This is a genomic window from Ruoffia sp. FAM 26255, assembly GCF_045528525.1.
GTDB lineage: Bacteria > Bacillota > Bacilli > Lactobacillales > Aerococcaceae > Ruoffia > Ruoffia tabacinasalis.
In genome coordinates this window covers 1-24,890 of the sequence record NZ_JBGQQX010000003.1, presented here as the reverse complement: position 1 = coordinate 24,890, position 24,890 = coordinate 1, and the positions used below count along the sequence as shown (strand labels likewise).

Here is a 24,890-nt window from a genome sequence, read left to right as displayed (position 1 = left end):
TCATTAACTCCTTTAAGCGATATTCATTCATTATATCACGGATTTATAAACCGATTATGACGCGGAGCGAACTCTTGAAAACGAAAGCGGTCAATTCGGTGACGTGAAATCGTATATTGAAAAAACGTCGCGTCCTTTAGAAATACTTGGCTCCTCACTGTGATTGTGTAGTCTTCTGGTTTAATTTTTAAGTATTTAATATCTAAATCATCGGCGGGTTCACCGATAAATTCTTTCGATGCGAAGCCGATTTCTAGACCAAGATCGCCTTCAAAGTATTGATAGATGGAATCTTCTGCTACTTGGTTTGGTATTTCAGACACGATACTTTGACGAATATAATCTTCATCGATAATCACGACTTCGCCAGCAATTGAGCGTGTTCGAATTAAGTGAATAAACTTCTCTTTAGGACTCATTTTTACTTCTTTAAGAATAAAGTCTGGGACGGGGATAATATCATTTTGAATAACTTGTGTCGTACTGGCGAGATTATTTTCCTCACTTACTTCTTTATAACTCACTAAACCACTAATTGGCAAAGCGAAACGTCGATAATCTAAAACAATGGACCCGTGTCCTTGTTTTTTAAAGATAAATCCATTATCTGATAACATCCGTTGCGCTTTACGAATCGTCTCACGAGAAACATTATACTCTGTTGCGAGTGAAGTTTCACCTGGAAGTAAAGACCCCACTGGATAAATGTTTTCTTTTATTTTGTTTTCAATATCTAGGTATATATATTCAAACTTATTCATAAAACTCACCTCTTCTTTAATCAACCCTATTCTATCACGCTACTGATAGGAAGGTAAATGATATTCAGGTGAGAGTTGGGGAGGCAGTGTAAATAAGATAAAATTTCTCACCCCAACCTATCAAAACTATTTGCAATATTCAAATGAATCTTGTATAATGCTAAAGAAATTGAATGTAGTAGCAGTCAAAGTGCTTACGAACCGTATATCAACATGGAGAAATCATGCATATAGGGGGAGTTTAGGCATTTTTTTTGTGAGCAAAATTAGAAAGGAGTCATTCAATGTATACAACAGATACCATTGCAGCTATTGCTACAGCACTGGGAGAAAGTGCGATTGGCATTGTGAGATTGAGTGGAGATGAAGCAATTGAGATTGCGAGTAAAATCTTCAAAGGTAAGAACTTAAATAACGTCGATTCGCATACAATTAACTATGGCCATATCATTGACCCTGAAACAGGAAAAGTCATTGATGAGGTGATGGTGAGTGTATTGAAGGCACCAAGATCTTATACAACGGAAGATAGTGTTGAAATCAACTCACATGGTGGGATTATGGCCATTCAAAGAGTACTTGAAGTAGTCTTAGCGAATGGTGCGAGATTGGCTGAGCCAGGAGAATTTTCGAAGCGTGCATTTTTAAATGGTCGTATTGACTTATCACAGGCAGAAGCAGTGATGGATTTAATCCAAGCGAAGACGGATAAAGCGATGGATGCGTCAATGAACCAATTACAAGGAAGTCTTTCAACTAAAATACGTTCATTACGTCAGGAAATGTTAGACACACTCGCACAAGTGGAAGTAACAATTGACTATCCAGAATACGATGATGTCGAAGAGATGTCATTGAAGCAACTGAATGAAACAGCCGTACATGTGAAGGAACAAATACAAAAAATCTTACATCAAGCGCAACACGGCCGTTTATTCCGTGATGGAATTAATACTGCGATTATCGGACGTCCAAACGTTGGTAAATCAAGTTTATTAAACCGATTAACCGGTTTAGAAAAGGCAATTGTAACTGATATTGAAGGAACAACGCGTGATACGATTGAAGAATACGTTAACGTTCGTGGTGTACCACTTCGACTTATCGATACAGCTGGAATTCGCCAAACTGATGAAGTCGTTGAACGAATTGGTGTAGAGCGTAGTCGTAAAGTTATGGAAGAAGCAGATTTAGTGATTCTAATCTTAAACCAAGCGCAAGCCTTACAAGAAGTAGACATTGAACTCCTAGAATTAACTAAGGATCAAAATCGTATTATTTTATTAAATAAACAAGATTTAGAGCCTAAATTAACTCACGCTGACTTAGAACCTTACATTCAAGATGCTGATTTAATCGCAACATCGATGCTTGAAGAATCTGGGATTGATGAGTTAGAAACTCAAATTGAACAAAGATTCTTTAGTGGTGAAATCAAGTCTGGTGACGTGAACTACTTACTGAACACACGACATACACAATTACTACGCCAAGCAATTAGCTCACTGGATGAAGTCCTTGAGTCAACTGAGATGATGTTGCCTGTTGATTTAATTCAGATGGACTTTACACGTGCTTGGGATTTACTTGGTGAGATTACCGGAGATTCTGTCCAAGACGAACTATTAAATAAATTATTCAGCCAATTCTGTTTAGGTAAGTAAAGGTAGAGAGGACGACAAAATCATGACAAAACTATCAACTATTTGTTATCTTGATAATGGATCAGAGATTTTACTGCTACATCGTAATAAAAAGCCGAATGACATTCATGAAGGAAAATGGATTAGTGTCGGTGGTAAATTTGAAGCAGGTGAAACACCTGAAGAATGCGCCATCCGTGAAATTAAAGAAGAGACAGGCTTAACAGCTACTAAACTGGATTTAAGAGGATTTATTACGTTTCCAGATTTCAAACATGATGGTGAAGATTGGTATAGTTTTGTCTATGTCGTGACTGAGTTCGAAGGTGAACTGTTTGAAGAATGCGATGAAGGAACACTGGAATGGGTTCCTTATGACCAAGTCATGGCAAAACCGACTTGGGAAGGGGATTACATTTACTTAGATTGGTTAGTGAAACAGACACCCTATTTCTCAGCAAAATTTACTTATGATACAAATGGCGAATTAACCGAACATACCGTTGAATTTAAAGAAGAGAAGAAAGACTAGAAAGGAGTTATTTATGCAAATATATGAAGCAGGACAATATGATGTTATTGTTGTTGGAGCAGGACATGCTGGATCAGAAGCTGCTTTAGCAGCAGCCCGTATGGGATCAAAAACACTTTTATTAACATTAAGCTTAGAAATGATTGCATTTATGCCGTGTAATCCATCCATTGGTGGGCCAGCTAAAGGGGTAGTTGTTCGAGAAATCGACGCACTTGGTGGCGAAATGGGACGTAATATCGATAGAAACTACATTCAAATGCGTTTATTAAATACAAGTAAAGGCCCAGCAGTACAAGCTTTACGTGCCCAAGCAGATAAAGAAACCTATGCAAAAAACATGCGTCAAGTTCTTGAAGAAGAAGAAAACCTAACACTTAAACAAGGAATGGTTGAAGAATTATATGTCGAAGATGGCCAAGTAAAAGGTGTTATTACAAACTCAGGTGCTAAGTACTTAGCTGACGCTGTTGTATTAACAGCTGGAACATCTTCACGTGGTAAAATTATTATTGGTGATTTAGATTATTCATCTGGGCCAAATAATACATTACCTTCGATCAAATTATCTGAGAACTTACTGGAATTAGGTGTTGAATTAGCTAGATTCAAAACAGGAACACCACCAAGAATTCACGCTGATTCAGTAACGTTTGATGATACAGTTGAACAACCAGGTGATACAATGCCGAATCATTTCTCATTTTTAACTCCCGACGAAGACTTTAAAGAAGAAAGTGTTTCGTGTTGGTTAACGCATACGAATGCTCAAACACACGAAATTATTCAAGCAAACCTACACCGTGCACCAATGTTTAGTGGAACGGTAGAAGGTGTTGGTGCTCGATATTGTCCATCTATCGAAGATAAAATCGTTCGATTCAGTGACAAACCACGTCACCAAATATTCATTGAACCAGAAGGCGCAAACACGAAAGAAATGTACGTTCAAGGCCTTTCAACATCCTTGCCAGAGGAAGTTCAAGTTGAGATGTTACGTACGGTAAAAGGTATGGAAAATGCGAAATTGATGCGTCCAGGCTATGCGATTGAATATGATGTCGTTATACCGCATCAATTAGACTTATCACTTGAAGTAAAATCATTACCTGGTTTATTTACTGCAGGTCAAATGAACGGAACAAGTGGTTATGAAGAAGCAGCAGGTCAAGGAATTATGGCTGGTATTAACGCAGCACGTAAAGTCCAAGGAAAAGACCCACTCATCTTAAAACGTAACGAAGCTTATATCGGCGTGATGATTGATGACTTAGTAACAAAAGGGACAACAGAGCCATACCGTTTACTTACGTCACGTGCGGAATATCGATTATTATTACGTCATGATAATGCTGATATGCGTTTAACTGAGATTGGACACGAGATTGGTTTAGTATCTGAAGACCATTATGAAGCTTTCAAAACAAAACAAGCACTCGTTGATCAAGAGTTAGAACGCCTAAGCAAAATCCGCCTAACACCACATACAGAAGGTTTAGTTGATTTATTCGAACGCGTTGGATCAGCCTTATTAAAAGATGGTATCTTAGCAAGCGACTTATTAAAACGACCAGAAATTCGTTACTTTGACTTAGTGACATTAATTCCTCGCGAAGAAGGACCATTGAACCGTCAAGTCGGTGAACAAGTTGAAATTCAAATTAAATACGAAGGTTATATTAATAAAGCTGTTCGAAAAGTAGAAAAAATGAGTGCTATGGAAGAAAAACAAATTCCAGAAGACATTGATTGGGATGCAATTGGGAACCTAGCAAATGAAGCAAGAGAACGATTAAAACTAATCAATCCAAGCACTTTAGGACAAGCAAGTCGTGTGAGTGGGGTAAACCCAGCAGATATTGCGATCCTTTCTGTTTATATCCAACAAGGTAAAATTAAACGTGTTGGCGAACCAACAGCATCATAACATTATAAATGGAGGCGACACACTGATGATTCAGCGTGCCGCCTCCATATTTTTTAAGAAATCTTTAGCTTTAGGCCCAAAGGTTGTTAAGTATTTATATGGGATGTATAATATTCTTATTATGTTATTTGCTAGGAGATTATCATGAACAGTATTAAACGTTTTTTTAAAGAGAATGGCTTATTTTTATTACTCATCGTTGGAATGGTTTTACTAAGATTATTTGTGTTTACACCCTTTGAAGTCGATGGACCTTCGATGAATTATACTTTAGCACACGGCGATCGATTATTCGGTGCGAATATCTTCAATGTGGATCGATTTGATATCGTGATACTTGATTCGCCGACTGAGGAAGGAAAGCAATACATTAAACGTGTGATTGGCTTACCTGGAGATACAATTTCATCTCAAGATGATGTGATTTATATTAACGACGAACCATTATCAGAAACTTACTTATCGGAAGAAACTCTTCAGAATAATACGAACACCATTGATTTTGCTCCATTAACAATTCCTGAAGGGGAATACTTTGTTATGGGAGATAACCGAAATCATTCATTCGATAGTACAGAGTTTGGACCGATTCCTGAAGAATCAATTAATGCTGAAATATTATTCAGATTTTGGCCATTAGATACTTTTGGAACCGTCGATGAAACTGATTAAGTAGAAATAACCACCTTCACTAGACGTGTTTAAACCGTTTAATGGAGGTGGTTAATTTGTGTGAATGGTTAGTTTAACCGATTAAATTTTATAATTATCTGGTGAATGAACACTTTCCAAGTTTTTAACACGTTTACATAGTATTTGATCAGCTATCTTCAAATAATTTTGCGCATTCGTTGACAATTCCTGATTTTTCGGAGCAATCCAGCAAATATGGTGACTTTCCGAGCTTTCTAAAGGAATTGACGTAACATAATCATCAGTAATGCGGTTTGTCATAATGCCCGAACCTGTTAAATAAGCATTTGACCCCGTAATGATATTAATTGCACTCATCCGGTCACTTACAACAACCTTCTGATCATTTGCTTGAACTTCTAAGGGATGTTCAGTTAAGAAGTCGTTTTGATGCTCTGTTTGTTCGAATGTGATCGCAGGATAATCCATTAAGTCCTTATATTTTATACTTTCAAATTCAGTTAAAGGATGGTCTTTTCGAATAAAGACATGAGGCTGGAATTCCCACATCACATGGAATTGTAGATTTTCTTGTTCGAATAAGCGAGTTAACATTCGGCGGTTAAATTCACTTAAGTATACGAAGCCAATTTCACTAACATTTTGCGAAACATTTTTAATGACTGAATAGGTATCTACTTCAAAGAAGCGATAGACAAAGCGTTCACCTGGATGTTTATTAATAAATTTGCTGAAAGCTTCTGATGCGAAGTCATAATGCTGACTTGAGACAGAAAAGAATTGACGTTCCGACTCATTATTAACAAACAAATCGCGCATGACATCAAGTTGGCTTAAGACTTGTCGAGCTTGAGTTATAAATTCATGCCCTTCATGTGTTGTGGTCATTCCGCTACTTGAACGGGTAAATAATTGTTGACCGACTTCAGCCTCGAGTTCTTTAAGTGAGACTGATATGGTTGAAGGGGATACAAATAACAACTCAGATGCGCGGTTAATCGATCCGGTTTTTTCAATATGGTCTAAATACTTTAATTGCTGTATATTCAAATACATCCGTTCCTTTCTGAAACTATAGAGATGCTCTCTAAGTTGGATTTGGATACGATATTTAAATATACCGTAATAAATCTTTCAATGTTAATTATCATACCGCAATTTGTTGTAAATGTTAATTGACTATATAAAATTTTAATGAAAAACTTGAGAAAAACTGTAAACCCGCATTCGGTTCTAAAACGATTCCGAGATAACTACGAAATTATTCTACAGAAAAAGCCCTCAACCATCCTATTTACAAGGTAGTTGAGGGCTTAAACATTTTATTCAGTAGCTGAATTTAAGTAATTGTTTCTAAACTCTTCTACTTTTGCTTGGTCGGCGACTAAAGTATTCCCAGTTTCAACAAGTGGCGATAATGTTGAGTAAGCTGGTAATTTTAATCCTTGGTAAGCAGCATTAATTTCTTCTTGGTTGATAGCATAAAGAACTGATTTTCTTAAGTCAGCACTGTCTGATACCGGGCGGCCGGGTGTATTGACGTTGAATAACATATAAGTTACCGCATTACTTGGAATTGATTGGAGTGCTAAACTTGACTCGTTCTCAACAATTGGGTAATCAACTTCACCTAAACCATAGTACAGATCAACTTCGTTCGAGCGTAAGGCAGATAAAGCACTACTTGAATCAGCGATAAAGCGGACTGTGACTTGCTCAATGTTTGCATCTGCATCTGTATCAGGACGGTATGCTGGGTTTTTAACAAAGTTTGCTTGGTAATCATTTTTATCAACCATGATGTAAGGACCACTTGTCCATAGATGGTTATCATAAGAGCCACCTTCAGTGACAGCACGTTGGTCTCCATAAGCGATGTCTGAGTTTACATCATAAGACTCGATATCATAAGTATTTATTGCTTCAACTTGTTGTTCTGACACGATACCTGCTGATTGGTGACCTAAGTAATTTAATCCTTGTGGAAATGGTTGTGTTGTTGTTAATTTAACGACTTGATAATTACCATTTGCATTATCGACCTCATCTTCAGAAGCAACAACAGCTGAGATAGGTGTTTCTAAACCATCTTCTAAAGCTTCTTTTATAGATGAGTCACTCCCAGAAAGTGTCGCTTCTTCTAATTCAGTTACATCTTCCACAATTGAAACTTCGTCAATATGCTCATGTAAACTATACGTACGATGATCAGGAACTGAATTAGGGTCTTTTGCACGGTTGAGTGAGTAAATAACATCTTCAGCCGATACTAAATCACCAGTATCAACTGCTGCACCGTCTTCGATTTTAGCAAAGTTAATATCATCACGTAAGATGAAGTAATACTCTGAGTTTCCGTCTGCAATCGCATGATTATAACTTAATGAATTCTCTGAAGTAATTTGGTCATCATCCGTTAGGTTGATTAAACGTACATACATATTCGTATTCAATTGGTTTATACTTCCGTCGTTCCCTTTAATTGGGTCTAATGAAGTCAATTGTGATGAGGTTTGTGTTAAAAGTAATGGACGTTCAGCATGTTGACTGTCATCAACATAAGAAACGGGTTCCCAAGCAAAGGCTCTTGATTTAGACAAACGAATAGAATCTGGGTTTAATACTTCTTGATTAAAGGCTTGCGCTTTTAATGATGTATATAATGGCACGATATACGCATTTTCAGTAACTAATTGATTCTCGAATTCAGTATACGTATTCACATATTCATCCGGTGTTTCCGTTGCTGCTTGTTCAATTAGCTCATCCACTTCCGGGTTACTCATAATACTGTTGTCACCATCTGTAATAAATAGTGAACGAACGGCATAATCAGGATTCCCTGTTACAGTTGTCCAGCTTGAGATAGCTAAGTCATAATTTCCTGCTTCTTTTTGAGCATTAAAACTTGCATAATCCGGCTGCAAACTTGTCTCAACTTGGAAGCCAGCGCGAGTTAATTGGTCACGGACAATATTAACATCTTGTTCGGATGCTGATTGAGCTAAGATAGTAATGGGAATAGCTTCTTGAGCATTGGCAGTTTGTACAGTAGTTGCGACGGGAGCGACTACTCCCACTAATACTAAGGCTGTTAAAAATAATTTGTTTAAAATTTTATTCATAAAAAATCTCCTTTTATTTTGCTTTGAATGTTTACGGCACTTACAACAATCTTCATCTGTGTTCATCGATACAGCTCACCAACTTTCTTCATAAAATGCTTACGTGTCATTGAGTCATCTTAGGATCTAAAGCATCACGTAAGCCGTCTCCTAAGAAGTTAAATGATAAAACTAAGGCAATAATAGCCAAACCTGGATAGATAGCTAAGTAAGGTTGTGTTTCTAGATAATCACTTCCGATACGTAAGATGTTACCCCACTCAGGAATATGACTTTCAACCCCTAAACCTAAATAACTTAAACTACTTGTTGAAATAACTGCCGTCGCGACAGTAAGCGATGAGCGAATAATCATCGGGGCACTCGCATTAGGAATAATATGTTTTAAAATGATTTTTACATCACTAACCCCAACAGCGTGGGCAGCTTCAACGTATTCTAATTGCTTCACTTGAAGTACGTTGGCCCGCATTGTTCTGGCGTAACCAGGAATGCCACCAATACTCAAAGCGAGAATTAAGTTTTGTGTTGATGTACCAAAAGCCGTCACAATCGTAATTGCCAATAAAATACCGGGAATAGCGTACAATACATCCAAGGAACGCATAATTGTTTGGTCAACACGGTGTGAGTAATAACCTGAGACTGCACCCAGGAAACCACCAATAAGTAGAGGCGCTAAAGTAGCTAGGACCCCAACTAGTAAAGAAATCCGACCGCCAAAGACCATGCGTGAAAAGACATCGCGCCCGAAATTATCAGTTCCTAAAGGGTACGTCATACTTGGTGCTTGTAAAATCGCCGTATAATTATTTTCTACGGCGTAACTATACTCAAAGGTTAAGTAACTTGTAATCGCCATCGCAAATATAAAGGTAATAATATAAAGCCCAAAGATTGCGACTTCATGACGAGAAATGTTTGAAAAGACACTACGTCGGCGCACATTTGCTTGATTATGATGTTCACGCCAAATTAACCAAGCAGCAATCAGTCCTAATAAATTTCCACTGAATGAAGTGACTACAAGTAAACCGATAACAATATATAACTGAGTTTTGGATACATTTTTCAAATGAGCACTAAATAGAGCAAGTCCCCAATGAAAGAGTAAACTGACGCCCAATAGGAATAAACCGATAGTAAACGCCGGGCTCATAGTAGGTTTGAAAAAGTTTAAACTCGTTGTCGCAATAATCGTTAAATCAACGAGTACTGTGAAGATTAAATATATTTGATACGACATGAGTTTACGTAATATTAAGAACATCCCCGTTATAAAGTTAAATGGATTCCCTAATAAGACGGATAACATAAGGACAAAACCCCATACGCGGTGCACAGGGTGAACTTTTCCATTGTTTTGAATGTGTCTGGCAATAAAGAAGTTTATGAAGCTGAGTATCAGGTGAATAAGGGCGAAGCCGATAGTCACTAAACTCCAATCTGTTCCTTGTCTTAAATATGTAAATAAAATGACCGCTAATGAGAAGACAATCGAAAATGTCGAAGCAAAACGTAAATAGCGTTTTGCTACCAGTGAATAAGATTGAACCAAAGCCAAACTCCTTTCTATCTAAGTTTAATTTTTTAACGTTGTTCGAATTCGTGGATCAATAAGTGCATACAGTAGGTCAACGACTAAATTGACTAAAGAGACAATAATCGCGATATAGATAACCCCGCCTAAAACAGCTGGAATATCCGGCACAAATTGTTTCTCTACAATATAACTACCAACCCCATTAATATTAAAAACTTGTTCGGTGACTGCTGATCCACCTAACATCCCACCAAATTGCAGACCAATCACTGTAATAACTGGAATCAGCGCATTAGGAATAATGTGACGCCAAATGATGCGCCAATTCGACATTCCTTTTGATCTGGCTGTTAGAAGGTAATCTTCATGAATCACTTCTAAAGTCGAAGCCCGGGTCATTCGTGCAACAGAAGCAGCTAAGCTTGTTCCTAAGACAATCGCAGGCATCAGCAGTGACCACAGATTGTCCGGATTAAAGGTTGCAGGCAACCAACGGTTACGAATTGAAAAGTTTAAGATAAAGATTAAACCTAACCAGAATGTTGGAATCGATAGACCAATTAAAGCAATGAACATAAAGAACTGGTCAAATAAAGAATTCACTTTCACCGCCGAATAAATACCTGCAGGGATTGCTATAACTAAAGAAATAGCTAGAGAGAAGAAAGTGACTTGCAGTGTAATAGGGAAACGGCGTAGCAATGCGTCTATAACCAATTCATTCCCTACATAAGTATATCCAAGATCAAATGTAACTATACCTTTTAGCGTTCTAAAGAGCTGTACCCAATAGGAATCATCTAAACCATGAAGCACATTGAAGTTCTGAATTTGTTCAGGGGTAGCTTGTACACCTAAGATGTTTTGAGCAGGGTCCGATGGTGAAAAATGCAATAACGTAAATACAATCCAAGTTACACCAAAGATAACGAAGACCATCAAGAATAACCTTTCAACAATGTACCTTAAGATTGGCATACGATAGACAATCATTAAAATATACATGGGCCAAGCTAGAATAATACTCGTTATAAACCCAACAGGTGTTACAATCCAGTCCGCGAAAATATCAGAAAGATGAATCCTCTCTGACATATCATTGTTTTCAATAACTAATGATTGAACATAATGATTTAACCGTTGATTAACTCGTTTTTCAGTCTGTTCAGCGCTAATACTTTGCTTGAAGTAGGCTTGTTTATTCTGTTCTTCTTTTATTAGTTTTTGTTTTAACACTGTTTTTTCATCATCAGAGATTCGTTCAGCAACTGGTTGAGATTTATATTTTGTGAAGTGTATGAGTTGAATCACGAAGAATATAATATGTAAGGGTAAACCAAGTACCCAAAGAGCTATTTTATAAGTCCATTGACGTTGCATTTGTTGATAGATTAAAGACCATCCTTTAGTTAAGGAACTGTTTTGTTGAATGTGTTCCAAAAATCTCACCTCCTAAGTAAAAATTAACTTATCGAATACATGAATAAATTTTACCCATGAATTCATACTCAGTTATTATAACGTTTCCACCTCAAAACGAGGCATGCGGATTTTCGAAGGCTAGCATTCGGATTTTTGAATGACGGTTGTCTGATCTACTCGCCTCTTTCAGATAGTTGCTATGTTATAATAATCGCTGTGTATTAACAGATATCAACGTATATAAAGAAGTATAGGAGTGAGTAAATGTCTGATATTTTAAAGGTCAACCAATTAGGCTTAAGCTTTGAGAGCGAAGACCAACAGCAAGAAGTATTAAATAATATCTCCTTTTCAGTAGAAGAAGGTGAAATTGTTGGAATTATAGGCGAGTCAGGTAGTGGGAAAAGTATGACGGCCCGTTCAATTACCCAACTATTACCTGATAATGCCATCATTCATTCTGATAGTGAGATTGAATTCAAAGGGCACAACCTCCTTGATACTAAACCAAAAGCCTTACGTAAAATATTGGGTGAAGATATTGGAATGATTTTCCAAGATCCATTAAGTTCATTGAATCCAACAATGACTGTTGGTGATCAAGTTGTTGAAGTGATTCGATTACATCAACGTATGAGTAAGAAACAAGCTAAGGCAAGAACAGTTGAATTGATGACGTCAATTGGAATTAAAGACGCTGATGTGAGGTTTAGTCATTATCCGCATGAGTTCTCTGGGGGAATGCGTCAAAGAATTATGATTGCCATTGCCTTAGCTGCTAATCCAAGTTTACTTATTGCAGATGAGCCAACGACAGCATTAGATGTTACGATTCAAGCTCAAATTCTATCCCTTATAAAGCAATTACAAACAGATTTAAACTTATCTGTCTTACTAATTACTCACGACTTTGGTGTGGTTGCTCAAATTTGTACACGAGTCATCGTCATGCAAGAAGGTAAAATTGTTGAACAAGGACCGATTGATGAGATATTTGCTAACCCTCAACATCCTTATACAAGATTACTACTTGAAGCTGTACCTAGAATTGAAGAAGAGAAAATCACTCAAGAAAAAGCGCAAGTTCAACCGCTAATCTCAGTAGAGCAACTAGAGCAAGTCTTCGATATTGGCAAAGGGAAGCAGCTTAAAGCAGTTAATCAGGTTAATATAGATATTTATAAAGGGGAAACCTTAGGACTTGTAGGTGAATCTGGTTCGGGGAAATCTACTTTAGGTCGCGCTATCCTTCAATTGTATAAACCAACGAGCGGACGTATTATATTCCAAGGCTTTGATTTGCATCAACTGACTAAATCAGAGATGTTAAAAGTCCGAAAAGATATGCAGATTATCTTCCAAGATCCTTATGCTTCATTAAATCCTCGTATGAAAATTGAAGATATTATCGGAGAGGCACTCGACACGCATCAATTAGTGAAGAATGCGAAAGAACGTCGGGCGCGAGTTGAAGAATTGCTAGGTTTAGTTGAATTAGACCCAAGTTTTGCTTCACGTTTCCCCCATGAGTTCTCTGGGGGACAACGTCAACGTATAGGAATTGCACGTGCGTTAGCTGTGGAACCTGACTTTATTGTTGCGGATGAGCCTTTATCTGCCTTGGATGTTTCGATTCAAAAGCAAATTATTGAACTCTTAAAGAAACTGCAAGACAGACTAGGATTAACGTATCTATTCATTGCTCATGATTTGGCAGTCGTGAAACAAATTAGTGACCGAGTAGCAGTCATGCAACAAGGACAAATTGTAGAAGTAGCAGAAACGAACGAATTATACGCGAATCCACTACACCCCTATACACAACAATTACTTCAAGCTGTTCCAAGGTTAGATGCACAGATGAAGTCGAAGGTGGTAGACTCTAATCCGCTAAAAGCGTGGCAACCAAATAAAGAAGTTGTAGCATTAAAAGAAGTTACTTCCGGACACTATGTAGCTAACTATTAACATATGGCATCCTTACTTATGAAGTAGGGATGTTTTTTATTAGGTGAATTAAACGCAATCAGGTAGGATTAAGTCATAGAGACGTTGTTTAAAGTTAAAAAGGAGCTAAAGTTATGATTGAATTGTTGGAAGAGCTTGCTAGAGTAAATTACTCAGGTGCCCCTTTTCTGGTTGCTTACGGTATAACATGGTTAATATGCGGAGTATTATGGCAAAAAATCAAATTAAACTATGCAGCCATTGCCACTCTGTTTCAGGGAATGGTTGCTTTACCAATCGCTTTACTCATTTTATATATTGTTGGTGCGTTTACCTTACGGCCGGATACGGGCATTTTAAATTCATTAAGTATTATCATTGCGATGAGTCAATTGTTAGCAATACCATTGTTGATTGCTATGTTCCAAAGAGAGCACTATACTATCATTCCTTTTATATTTAGCATCGTAGGTGCGGTTCATTTTCTAATGTATGCTTGGCTGTATCAAGAAGTTGCTTATATTATTATGCCGATTGTTCTATCAGTATTATTGGGCGTTATTTATGGTAAAAGTAAAGACAATCAATTAATAATATCCGCTAAAAGTGCAGCGTTAGCTTGTTATGCAACTGGAGGGCTCTTATTGATTAATGCATTATACTTACTATCAGGATACATCATTTAACTTGAGGAAGAGCAAGAAAGTGATGAGATGTGGATTTAAAAGAAAGTTCAAATCCATCCTCCAAGATTGAGAATATATCAAAAATTTGTTGAAAGGAGTAGGAATCACAATGGATACTGAACAATTAATCACAGAGATGAAAGGCCACCGAACAGACGATGCCCAAGCAATGTCAGCGTACTTAAGAAATCAGTTTCCTTTTTTAGGTCTTAAAAGCGTGGCACGTCGGAATATAGCAAAGCCGTATTTTAAAGAAGCTAAACAAGAAGCACGAGCGCAGTCTAAAGTGAATCCAGATACACCTATTATCGATTGGAACTTCGTCCAAGAATGTTGGCAACAGGAGGAACGTGAATTCCAATATGTTGCCACTGACTATTTAAATGATATGCAAACGTATTTGAAAAAAGACGATATCAATCATTTGAAAAAACTTATTACAACAAAGTCCTGGTGGGATTCTGTGGATGCTTTAGTGAAAAGAGTGGGCTATCTTCAAACACAGTATCCAGAGTTAAAAGAAACAATCATTGAATGGAGTGTATCAGATGATTTATGGTTGCGACGCGTAGCGATTATTCATCAATTAAGTATGAAGGAAGCAACCGATACTCAATTACTGACTCGAACGATTATGAATAATTTAGGAAGCAACGAATTCTTTATTAATAAAGCCATTGGTTGGGCATTACGTGATTATGCGCGAATAAATGAAGAATGGGTCAAGAATTTTCTTAGGCAGTATCAGACTGAACTAGCTCCTTTATCAATTCGAGAAGCATCAAAACATATAAATATGTAGACAACAAAAGACGTAGATTTTCATCTACGTCTTTTGTTGATTAAAAAATATTCTTCTTCTCGAACGCATTATCTTGAGGGTTGTAACCTAAATTGACTCTTGCTTCTTCATTAGATAGGCGAGTAAATGTGTTATTAGAGACTCCATTAACAATTAAGAAGGGTTCTTTTAATTCTGCTTCGATACAGCCATCTATGAGACGATTCATATCTTCTTTAGATAAGTACATCGCCATGCCGTACTCATCAACTTCTTCATCTAATTCTTCGTCGCTCGCTTTATAATCAGCAATTCGGACCGCAATGGATTCAATGCCATTTGAATAAGCATGGTAAGCAGCTAAACCTTCTAAATACGCTTTAGATACGCCATATAAGTTAGCAGGACGGATAGGATCCGTGGTCTTGACTTCGACACCTTTTGGATAACCATCAACGATATGGATAGAACTAGCGACAATGATGCGCTTCAAGTCTTTCGCTTTAGTCGCTTCATTATATAAGTTATGTGGGATTTTATAGTTTAAATCTAATAAACTGTCATAAAAATCAGCATCTTGGTCAGCTTCTCCCGCTAATTGAATGACATATTCGATGCCATCTAGTAAGCCGTTCCAATTGTCAGGATCAAGTAAATCGCGTTTAACAATGGTTGCTTTAGCTTGAATATCGTCAGGGAGGTCAGAAAAATCACGTCCGACTAAAGTAAGCGCGTGTTTAGTAATAAGATGCTTTGCTAATTCGACACCAATGGTACCTGTTGCTCCAGTTATGAGTATCTTTGCCATAGTATTGTCTCCTTTTATTATATTGTTACTTAAGATTACGTTTATAGTGCAAAAAATACAATTAAAAACACTTGCGAAGAAAAGAATATTGTACAATTTGTTTATAAAAAAGTAATGAAAGATTCGAATCCATTTGCAAAATGACTTCCATGGTGTAAAATCAAGAGTAATACAAAATGATATCGCTTTCCTATTACATGTATATAATAGAGTATTGAATAGAATTGAGGAGTGATGAGATGAATCTAGTAATACCCAAAGAAATCCGAAAATATATTGATAACCAGAATTTTCAAATTGATTTGATAGGTAAATCGAAGGCAAAGAAAATGATTTTAGATGATTGCGTTCTTAAGATAGAATCATCTTCTGATGAAGTTAAAAACGAAGTGCTAATGCTTAATTGGTGGAATAATTATCATCTACCAGTACCTGAAATTTTTGAAAATATTCAAGTCGAAGGAATAAACTACTTATTAATGGAGAAATTAAAAGGAGATCCGTCTTATGAAGTCATTGTCAGACGATCGACTGAGGATTTAATTGAGTTGTTAGCTGATAGTCTTAAGTTACTTTGGAATGTGGATATAACACATTGCCCCAGTTCACAATTGTTAGAAGACAAGTTAGCAGCAGCAAAAGAGCGTGTAGAAAAGAACTTGGTTGATGTGAATGATGCTGATGAAGGAACGTTTGGTGAAGATGGATTCAATAGCCCAGAGGCATTATGGGATTGGTTGGATAATAATCGTCCTGAAGAAGAGAAATTAGTATTGTCTCATGGAGATTTTAGTTTACCTAATCTAATTGCTAGTGGTTCCTACTTAACAGGCTTTATTGACCTTGGGCAAAGTGGTATATCAGATATCTACCAAGATATAGCTTTATGTTACCGAAGCTTATTGGATAATCTTCGTGGTAAATTCGGTGTACTACGGACTTATACTGAATACGAAGTTGAAAATTACGGGAAGTTGTTCTTCCAAAAAATAGGGATAGAGCCTGATTGGGATAAGATTAAGTATTATATCTTGTTGGATGAGTTGTTTTAATTAAGTTTGATAATGATGAAAATTAGTATCGGCCTAGTTTTCATCATTATACAATAAGAGTTAAAAAAGGGGCTAGTTCATCAGTACTGGCCCCTTTTTAAGTTATTTCTTAATCTTGAAGTGATCAAAATAACCTTCCTGCCATAGAATGAGTAATCCACCTAAAATCATAATGGTAAATGACGTTTGATAAAGCACAAAACTAATTGCCAAAGTAATTAAGAACCATTTTATATCTTTCTTGAAGGGATAAAAGCCCAAGTATTTAACGGTGACATTTGTTAAATAATTCAAAGTGATGTAGCGAACTGTGATGACAACAAACGGGAATAAAATTGCTTGAAAAAAATTGTGTGGCGCAATAAGAAAAAAGATAAGAGCGACAATACTATTGTAAAGCCAGAATTTTCGAGGCGTTTTTGCAATAAATTTATTAATCTTTTCCATCTGAATCACTCCTTATAATACCATTTTAGTCAATTCAAACGTGTACGACATTGGTCTAAAGTATGAAGAATGGATAAACAGGAAAAATAATACTGCATCATCTGCCATACTAAAACTAGCGAAAATTTAAAACTACTTTGGAATGTATTCATTGGGAAAAAATTAGAGTCGGATTAGGATGAGTTGTTTTTAGTAGACGAATGACTAAGCTGGTTTGAGGGGATTATAATGAGTAAAATAAGAGACTTGATAAATAAGGATATTGCTCAGAATCCGCATTTTAAAAGAAGAGTATAGAAAAGAAAGTATCAGATTAGATATCGCCGTTAAAGTTATGCAACTAAGAGAGTCACAGCATATGACACAAAAAGAATTTGCTGAAAAGACGGGGAAGATCCAATCGGTTATTGCATGAATTGAAAATGGAAACTTAAATGTCACGATTCAAACTCTCGATGAATTAGCAAAAAAGAGTGGTAAAGAGTTAGTAATTGGCTTTAAATAAAGAAAAGAAGGAAAACGAGTCATCAGTTTTCCTTCTTTTTGTCTTGGTGCTATATAAATTGCAACAAAGCTTTTTCAACCAAGTCTTTTTTATTATTGCTAATGGGAATAGACTTATTATCGGTCATTATAAGACGGGATCCTTCTCTTCTTATAATCTTATTAACATTGATAGTAAAAGATCGATGGCAAGAGACAAAGTGAGGATAATCAACAAGTCTGTTGTTTAGTGTAGTCATTTTTTCGTAAAATGAATCAGTGTGGTTTGTACTTACTAACTTAATTTTCCGATTCATGCTCTCAAAATAGAGGATGTCATCTAAGCGAATTGATTTCTTTATTCCATGTTGAGAGTACTGGAAATATACATGTTCAGAGTTCAGAAGGTTATAAACTCTTGTGAGCGTGTTGTAAAGAGCATCAAAATTAATCGGCTTAGAAATAAACCCAGAAGGACGAACTTCAAACAAATCACGTTCATAACCATTTGTACCTGTTACAAAAATAATTTCAGTTGTATAATCATTTAAAGCATTACGAATATACTTTGCTACTGATAAGCCGTCCATAGGAATCATTTCAATATCTAATAAGATAATCCGTTTTTTTGGTTGAGCATATTGCAAGTATTCGATTAGGCTTTCGCCTGTCAAAAAACTTTTAACTGTAACATTTAAGTTTTTAATAATAATTTGATCCAGTATATATTTACTTAAGCACTCTGTAATAAATTCCTGATCATCACAAATTAATATTTCGACCATAAACACCCTCCTAATTTTCAAATCTATTCAACAACAGGTTCGAATAAAAGTATTTTAATTGAAAACGAATCATGTGTGTAGTGAATATCATGCATTCCATCATATTTATTAACAATTTTTTGAACACTCGATAAGCCAAATCCATGTATATTATTATTTCTTTTCCGTGACAAAATTCGCTCGCCCTGCTTATCGACCTCACCATCAAAAGAATTGGAGATCCTTAATTTAAGCTGATTTGATTCAAATAGTAGTTTGATATCAATGAATCGATTTTCTTGGATAGTCAAGCAGCCTTCTATTGCATTATCAAGTAAATTACCTAATAGCACAGCTAAATCAATGCTATCAATTTTAATTTTCTTCGGTATCCATATTTCAGTTGTTAAATTGATACTTTCAGTAGATGCAGGTTGAAGTTTAGTGTTAATAATACTGTCTATGGCAATATGCCCTGTCTTGCTTATTGGTTCTTTAAGTGGTTCTGGAACGATATCGAAAATAATATCTTGTAATTCTCTGTTAGGGTATTGATCAACAAACCCATACAGAGGCGTTAATCGGTTAGCCAAATCATGACGAAATTCACGCCATTCTTCATCATGAGACTTTATCATCTTTAATTGATTAGCGTAATCTAATTGTTCTTGTTTGAAATTTTGTTGTTCGCTTAATAAATTAAAACTTCTTGAAAGAGCATCATATAATTCAAATAAAATGACATTAATTAATATAAAAAATAGAGCTAAGGTAATGAATTGAAATTCGGAAATAGAGGAATCTTTAATAAAGATAAGGAAAACAATAGTTGTTAATAATGGAATGACTAATTGGCTAAAAGAAAGTAAACGATTATTATAAATTGAAATAAAATTATATTTTCTTCGAATTAAGTATTTTACTAATACGTATTCTATTAAGTAGCTTAAGACTAGAGATGTGATATTTTGAAAATTATACTGTTTTATTAAAGTAGGTGTTGGATTATTAAAAAGTGAAACAACTAATATTTCGATGCTTAATAAACAAGACACCAAAATAAAAACAGATAATATTTTTTTTGATAAAACACCCTTAAACAAACTCAAAATTAAGCTAAAACTAGCTAGATTAGTTATAAGAGTGATATACGGTATTTGAATAAATAAGAAAGAAAAAGTAATAGCTAAATATGAAATCAACCAAATTAATAACTTATTGCTTATTGTCGCACTACTTTTACCGAACCATACAGTAAAGTATAACCATAATATGTAAAGATAAAAGGGATTAACAATTGCATAAAAAATATTAAAAAAATCCAAGTAGCACCACCTAATTAGTTTATGAATTCAACTCTCATTAGAATAAAATTAAGTATAACATTTAAAATTCAAAAAATGATATTAAATATGATAAGACACAATAAAACTTTTCTATTACAATTTATAGGGTTTTCATTACAACTTTACTGATTATTGATAAAAGTATTATATAGTGAAATAGAGGAAGGAATGATAGTTGGTTAATTTCAAAAAAAATTCGGTAAGTTATTGTATAACTCACTAATAGGATTAGTGAGTTGGAATGTAGTGAGTCAAAGAAGTTTGATGTTTATTTATCAATTCAAAGCGAGTCAGGATATAAGAGACTATGTTAAAAAGAAAAATTATCAACAAGACAATATTAATGATTGAGAATGCTTATAGGTTATCAGATATTGAAAAAGAATGTATTGATTTTGGAATGAATGTAGTAATACATCAAATTATATGCTTCATAATAGCTGGGTTAATTGCTATTGTGTTTGGCGTATTAATAGAATTAATGTTTGTTATTACCTTTTTCATTCCTCTAAGAATTTATGGTGGTGGATATCATGCAAGCAGACCAAGTTATTGTTTGTTTTATTCAGGAGTGATGTTTACATTAATGTCGATTTGTCTAAAGTTTTTCGAATTGGATTACTCAACCCTTCATTGGATTTTTATTATATCTTTCTTAGTAGTGTTTGGAATTGTACATCAATGGATAAAAATATTTGTTAAGAATCTCGTTTTTATCGAGAATACTAATCAAATTAAAATCATTCTATTAGTTATGTTAATTATTTATGTAATTGCTTTTTTTATAGGTAAGAAACATATCATGCAATATATAACATTAGCACTGAATGCCAATGTAATATTACTAGTTATGGGAATTAGAAATCAAATTCTGAATTTATTTAAGGAAAAGCGGACTGCTAGATTTTAAAGTTAAGTTAATATATAAAATTAAATTTAGTGATCAGAATTATTCTTCCATAAGTGAATTATCTCAAACGTATTTAATTAGGAATCATGGGAGTCAAACAGTTATATCAAATAAAAATTTAATAACCTCTTTGATGGAATTTAAGTTTATTGAAACTTCTTTCAAAAGCGTAAGAGCGAATTGACTGTTTAGAAGTAACGTTTATATTACGTTGGATTTTGTGCTATGATAATAGTTTATTTTTTGAATTGTTGAGAAAATATAATTAAATATCCCCTAAATAAATAACTGTTTAGATTTCTATAACTAATTTTAGCTAAAATAAAGTAAAAAAACGAGAGGACAAAATATATGTATAATAAGCAAAATTTTATAAAAGGAACTTTTTTTCTTTCGCTCTTGATCTTTTTATTAGGTACATTGATTACATCGCAGAAAGTACATGCACATGATATTGCTCATGATTTTGAGCATTTAGAGTCTACAAGTGAATTTATAGAAGCGAGAAGTACAACACAAGATTACTTTGGAGATAACTTTACGATATTATATGACGATGGTTCTGATATTACACCATTTGCGATTAGAGCTTGTCCGTATGGTAATGGAATTTGTGATGCAATAAAAAGAGGAGCTGCTAAGGTATACAATAGTACAGTAAAAACAATTGAAAAAGATTTTATTGAAGCAACGTATAACATTACATATAAAGAAGCTAAAGAATTTGCTCAAATTCTAGAATTAGAAGCGATTGCTATGAATGAAAGCCAACAAGATTCTGAAGGTGAGAACTCACCAACTTCATATTCTTATGATAGTGAACAACTAATTAAATTAATGAATGAAAAGTACATTGAATTAGTCGAAAGTAACTATTTAGAAAAAATGTTAATAAATGGAGACCTAACTGAGATGTATTACTTATCTTTAGAAAGCGAAAAAGATTATTTGGTTGAAAATCTAGAGTTAGTAAAAGAAGAAGAAAATAAAGATACTATTAAACAGAATTGGATATTTACTCTCATAGAAAAAAAGCCAGACAATGATTTAAAGTATAATGATTGGGAAGTAAAAGCAACAATATACAAATCAAAATCGATAAATAAAATTACATATTTTAATTTACAAGATAAATCATATTATGATTAATAGCACTACACTAAAACGATGTGTAAGTATGTTGTTTTTTATTAACTAATATTATAGCCACATAATATAAAAAATATAAGACGAGAAGGAAGATTTTATTATGAAAAACAAATCAAAATTAATTTTTCTATTTATATTATCTTTAACAGGCATATTTATGCCTGGAGAAGAAGTATTAGCTCAAGATAGAACGCCATTTACAGTTAATGTTACTGAGGGAGGTTACAGGACTAGTGGGGGCTACAGAAAAAAATATGATTATGCTTCTGCTGCAGTTACTCCAGATTCAGGAATTTATGGTGGAATATACGTAACTTTTAGAGTGAGATTCGCAAGAGGTGGCGGTATAGCAACTGATTATAAAGATTTTTCTGGTCATTACCGACAATATCTTCCGTACTATAGTGGCTTAGCAATAGCCGGTGAAGATTATTACTTAGCAGCATCAATGGACGCAGGTCAATCTAGAAATAGTGCGACAGTTAAAGGATATTGGGCACCTTAATAAAGAATTATGAAATCTTATTTGCTACATAGCGATTTTTTCTGAGAGATTAGACTGCTATGTAGTTTTTTCATATCATAAGATAAGGAGAAAAATTATGAATAAATTGATGAAGTTATTTACTAGTTTGTTAGGATTGATGATTATGGTGAATATTCACTTAAGCACTGTCACTGCACAAGGTGAGTATTCAGTTAGTGATGAACTTATACATGATGAATATCCTGAAGAAAGTTTTAAATATGAAATAATACAACAAGATGTGAATGACTTTTTAGAAGGAGTGGCGGAATATCATAATCTGGAAGTTGCAGATTTTGAACATAGTTCAATACCAGAACTAACAATGGAACGGTATTCTTTCGAGAATGAGTCTTATATATTGAGCGTTGCTCAAGTGGAGAACAGCATTGCTTATGGATATACCAGAAGTGAAGGTTTTGTGTATTATGATGTTCAGAATGTAGTTAAAGAGAATGGACTTGAAGTGTCGACGGAGGATGATTTATCTTTTGCGACTAGAGAGGAAATTACGCAAGAAATTGATACTTTAATACATAGTTTAGGTATTGAATTAGACTATTCAATTGAGTTACAAAGTATTACAGCGAATGAGATGAGTATATTATTAAAAGAATACTTTAACGTTGAAGGTGGCGATGAGGAGATTAGTCAGACTGCGACTGATTTATACATGGCTTCAGTTAAATTTTTTATAGAAGATATCCCTATTAATGATTTTGCAATGGGAGATTATGAAGCAGGTATTGTTGCTGAAGATACTGTGTTTCAATTAACTTTTTCTGAAAATGGTCTAGAAAATTCAGATCTTAGGGGTTATAACAAAGTTGGTGAAAGATTAAATCAAATTAATTTGAATGCTGAAGAAATAATTTCATTAATTGAAAATAAATATGAGAATATAATTATTCTTAACGATACTAAATTATCATCCTTGGAACTAGTGTATCTGCATTTGTTAGGCTCTAAAACGAGTGAAGAATCAGACATATATATCCCTGTGTGGTTAGGAGTTATTGAACAGGAAGTAGATGGAGTGACTTATCCTACATATATATTTATTGATGCTGAAACTAAAAAGGAGTTAACATTACATTGATTAAGTATATTACTTCTGAACTAAGGAACAATATTCTAACTTCATATTTTTTGTTGATAATATTAGGTTATATTTTATTTTTGATTATACCGTTCTATCAAGAGTTACTTTTTGAGCGTACACATGAAGTAAATATAGCCTATATATGGACCGTTAGTACTAATCATACGTCGATATCATTGGCATTATCGACGATTGTAAATCTATTTGTCGCTGACTTTATTGCACGAGACATAAGACAAGGCGTTTTACAATATACCTTACCCAGGATGGGGAAAAGTAAGTACTTTTTGAGTAAAATATTTATATGTATTTCTTGTTCATTCTTAATTGTTGGACTAAGCAATGCGATAGTAATATATCTTTTATCTTTGAACTTTCCTTTGATTACAAATCCTATTGAAAGTAATTCTAACATTCTATATGGACTATCCAATGGTTTCTTAATAAGAGAACACTCGGCTATATGGTTTTATGGATGGTTAATATTTAAACAATCAGCTGAGATGACCTGCATGTCTTTAATCAGTTTAGTTGTTAGTTTTTTTAGCCAGAACAAACTTGTTCTATTTACTGTCCCCTTAACATCAAATGTTGTGATTATCTTTTTAGATAAAGTAAAAATATTGCCATTTCTATTAGATCCTCGCAAAGTTTTTTCAATGTATAATTCTCTAGGTTTGTACTTTGGAGAAGGGGATATTGAAAATAATATTGGGATATCAACAATCTATCCTATTTTATATCTAATAACAGTAGTAGTTATTATTTTTCTACTCATTATCTTTTTATATAAAAAGAAGTTTGAAGGAGGATATCGATGAGGCAAATCTTTCAAATGATCTGGATTCATCTCGTTACAAATTATACTCAAAAAAGAGTTCTATTTGCTTTAATACTGCAATGGTTATATATGTATTCAATTTTAAATCCAATTCTTGCTTTTGCTGATGAATTTAATTTAGATTTACACATATCTCTTTATCCTTTTTTACACACAGATCCAATTTTTATAATTGTCATAACACTATCTTTTTTGCTTATACTATCGAATATTCCTATGAATAATGAGATGCAGTCCTATCTGATTCACAGAACTTCTACGAGTAAATGGATTACATCACAAATATTGTATATAATCTTTAGTATTTTTATATATTTCATTTGTCAAATTAAGCTAGAAATAATCTAACCCTGATACATTCTCAAGAAAGACTTCCAACGGAGTCTTATAGTTTAAAGATTTTCTAGGAATTTTATTCCTTCGGGTTGTAACAGAAGAAAT

Annotated in this window: 22 protein-coding genes and 1 pseudogene; 13 read left to right on the top strand and 10 right to left on the bottom strand. The window is 34.4% G+C overall.

The features are described 5' to 3' along the window. Positions 1-35 precede the first annotated feature (35 nt). Positions 36-761, bottom strand: a complete 726-nt coding sequence (gene treR / locus ACEN31_RS01015; RefSeq protein ID WP_407108327.1) for a trehalose operon repressor — start codon at positions 759-761, stop codon at positions 36-38. Positions 762-1,045: 284 nt separating this feature from the next. Here treR and mnmE point away from each other — a divergent pair, with 284 nt between their 5' ends. The 4 genes from mnmE to lepB all read left to right on the top strand — a co-directional run bounded on the left by mnmE (position 1,046) and on the right by lepB (position 5,535). Continuing rightward, on the top strand, positions 1,046-2,425 hold the full coding sequence (gene mnmE / locus ACEN31_RS01010; RefSeq protein WP_407093964.1) for a tRNA uridine-5-carboxymethylaminomethyl(34) synthesis GTPase MnmE: 1,380 nt from the start codon (positions 1,046-1,048) through the stop codon (positions 2,423-2,425). 22 nt (positions 2,426-2,447) lie between these two features. Then, positions 2,448-2,936, top strand: coding sequence for an 8-oxo-dGTP diphosphatase (locus tag ACEN31_RS01005; protein ID WP_338486886.1), 489 nt, complete (start codon positions 2,448-2,450; stop codon positions 2,934-2,936). A gap of 13 nt (positions 2,937-2,949) precedes the next feature. Next, the gene (mnmG, locus tag ACEN31_RS01000; RefSeq protein ID WP_407089850.1) at positions 2,950-4,863 is read left to right on the top strand and encodes a tRNA uridine-5-carboxymethylaminomethyl(34) synthesis enzyme MnmG; all 1,914 of its coding nucleotides are present in this window, start codon (positions 2,950-2,952) and stop codon (positions 4,861-4,863) included. Positions 4,864-5,007: 144 nt separating this feature from the next. After that, positions 5,008-5,535: a signal peptidase I gene (gene lepB, locus ACEN31_RS00995; RefSeq protein WP_407108326.1), complete on the top strand. Its 528-nt coding sequence runs from the start codon at positions 5,008-5,010 to the stop codon at positions 5,533-5,535. Between the two features lie 81 nt (positions 5,536-5,616). On the opposite strand, the gene ACEN31_RS00990 is transcribed toward lepB, so the two are convergent. The 4 genes from ACEN31_RS00990 to ACEN31_RS00975 form a co-directional block, all read right to left on the bottom strand. Next, the gene (locus ACEN31_RS00990) at positions 5,617-6,567 is read right to left on the bottom strand and encodes a LysR family transcriptional regulator (protein WP_407108325.1); all 951 of its coding nucleotides are present in this window, start codon (positions 6,565-6,567) and stop codon (positions 5,617-5,619) included. Between the two features lie 272 nt (positions 6,568-6,839). After that, complete coding sequence (locus tag ACEN31_RS00985) at positions 6,840-8,642, bottom strand: ABC transporter substrate-binding protein (protein WP_407093966.1); 1,803 nt, start codon at positions 8,640-8,642, stop codon at positions 6,840-6,842. Positions 8,643-8,748: 106 nt separating this feature from the next. Further along, the gene (locus ACEN31_RS00980) at positions 8,749-10,200 is read right to left on the bottom strand and encodes an ABC transporter permease (protein WP_407108324.1); all 1,452 of its coding nucleotides are present in this window, start codon (positions 10,198-10,200) and stop codon (positions 8,749-8,751) included. A gap of 24 nt (positions 10,201-10,224) precedes the next feature. Then, entirely contained in the window at positions 10,225-11,625 is a 1,401-nt protein-coding gene (locus tag ACEN31_RS00975) for an ABC transporter permease (RefSeq protein WP_407093968.1), read from the bottom strand. A gap of 246 nt (positions 11,626-11,871) precedes the next feature. Here ACEN31_RS00975 and ACEN31_RS00970 point away from each other — a divergent pair, with 246 nt between their 5' ends. The 3 genes from ACEN31_RS00970 (at position 11,872) to ACEN31_RS00960 (ending at position 15,042) form a co-directional block, all read left to right on the top strand. After that, a complete protein-coding gene (locus ACEN31_RS00970) occupies positions 11,872-13,575 on the top strand; it encodes a dipeptide ABC transporter ATP-binding protein (protein WP_407089842.1) in 1,704 nt (567 codons plus the stop codon). Positions 13,576-13,688: 113 nt separating this feature from the next. Continuing rightward, positions 13,689-14,240, top strand: coding sequence for a DUF7010 family protein (locus ACEN31_RS00965; RefSeq protein WP_407108323.1), 552 nt, complete (start codon positions 13,689-13,691; stop codon positions 14,238-14,240). A 109-nt stretch (positions 14,241-14,349) separates the two neighbouring features. After that, positions 14,350-15,042 (top strand): DNA alkylation repair protein, encoded by a 693-nt coding sequence (locus tag ACEN31_RS00960; protein WP_407108322.1) that lies wholly within the window; start codon positions 14,350-14,352, stop codon positions 15,040-15,042. Between the two features lie 40 nt (positions 15,043-15,082). Here ACEN31_RS00960 and ACEN31_RS00955 read toward each other — a convergent pair whose 3' ends face one another. Then, entirely contained in the window at positions 15,083-15,829 is a 747-nt protein-coding gene (locus ACEN31_RS00955) for an NAD-dependent epimerase/dehydratase family protein (RefSeq protein WP_407108321.1), read from the bottom strand. Positions 15,830-16,068: 239 nt separating this feature from the next. Between ACEN31_RS00955 and ACEN31_RS00950 the strand changes: the two genes are divergently transcribed. Then, positions 16,069-16,881 carry an APH(3') family aminoglycoside O-phosphotransferase gene (locus tag ACEN31_RS00950; protein ID WP_407108320.1) on the top strand — a complete coding sequence of 271 codons (813 nt, stop codon included), beginning with the start codon at positions 16,069-16,071 and terminating at the stop codon, positions 16,879-16,881. 102 nt (positions 16,882-16,983) lie between these two features. Here the strand turns inward: ACEN31_RS00950 and ACEN31_RS00945 are convergent, their stop codons facing one another. The 3 genes from ACEN31_RS00945 to ACEN31_RS00935 all read right to left on the bottom strand — a co-directional run bounded on the left by ACEN31_RS00945 (position 16,984) and on the right by ACEN31_RS00935 (position 19,900). After that, complete coding sequence (locus ACEN31_RS00945) at positions 16,984-17,328, bottom strand: hypothetical protein (protein ID WP_138403800.1); 345 nt, start codon at positions 17,326-17,328, stop codon at positions 16,984-16,986. Positions 17,329-17,882: 554 nt separating this feature from the next. Beyond that, complete coding sequence (locus ACEN31_RS00940) at positions 17,883-18,596, bottom strand: LytR/AlgR family response regulator transcription factor (protein WP_407108319.1); 714 nt, start codon at positions 18,594-18,596, stop codon at positions 17,883-17,885. Positions 18,597-18,619: 23 nt separating this feature from the next. Next, positions 18,620-19,900 (bottom strand): sensor histidine kinase, encoded by a 1,281-nt coding sequence (locus tag ACEN31_RS00935; RefSeq protein WP_138403802.1) that lies wholly within the window; start codon positions 19,898-19,900, stop codon positions 18,620-18,622. Between the two features lie 328 nt (positions 19,901-20,228). Between ACEN31_RS00935 and ACEN31_RS00930 the strand changes: the two genes are divergently transcribed. From ACEN31_RS00930 to ACEN31_RS00910, 5 genes are all read left to right on the top strand, one after another. Beyond that, positions 20,229-20,831, top strand: a complete 603-nt coding sequence (locus tag ACEN31_RS00930; protein WP_138403803.1) for an accessory gene regulator B family protein — start codon at positions 20,229-20,231, stop codon at positions 20,829-20,831. Between the two features lie 351 nt (positions 20,832-21,182). Next, positions 21,183-21,980 (top strand): hypothetical protein, encoded by a 798-nt coding sequence (locus ACEN31_RS00925; RefSeq protein ID WP_407108318.1) that lies wholly within the window; start codon positions 21,183-21,185, stop codon positions 21,978-21,980. 157 nt (positions 21,981-22,137) lie between these two features. Then, positions 22,138-22,485, top strand: coding sequence for a hypothetical protein (locus ACEN31_RS00920; RefSeq protein WP_407108317.1), 348 nt, complete (start codon positions 22,138-22,140; stop codon positions 22,483-22,485). Between the two features lie 97 nt (positions 22,486-22,582). Continuing rightward, the gene (locus ACEN31_RS00915; RefSeq protein WP_407108316.1) at positions 22,583-23,605 is read left to right on the top strand and encodes a hypothetical protein; all 1,023 of its coding nucleotides are present in this window, start codon (positions 22,583-22,585) and stop codon (positions 23,603-23,605) included. Continuing rightward, entirely contained in the window at positions 23,602-24,429 is an 828-nt protein-coding gene (locus ACEN31_RS00910; protein WP_407101587.1) for a hypothetical protein, read from the top strand. The genes ACEN31_RS00915 and ACEN31_RS00910 overlap by 4 nt, the downstream gene beginning before the upstream one ends. Positions 24,430-24,782: 353 nt before the next feature. On the opposite strand, the pseudogene ACEN31_RS00905 reads toward ACEN31_RS00910, so the two are convergent. Further along, positions 24,783-24,890 (bottom strand): annotated as a pseudogene (locus tag ACEN31_RS00905) (IS30 family transposase); the annotation flags it as partial.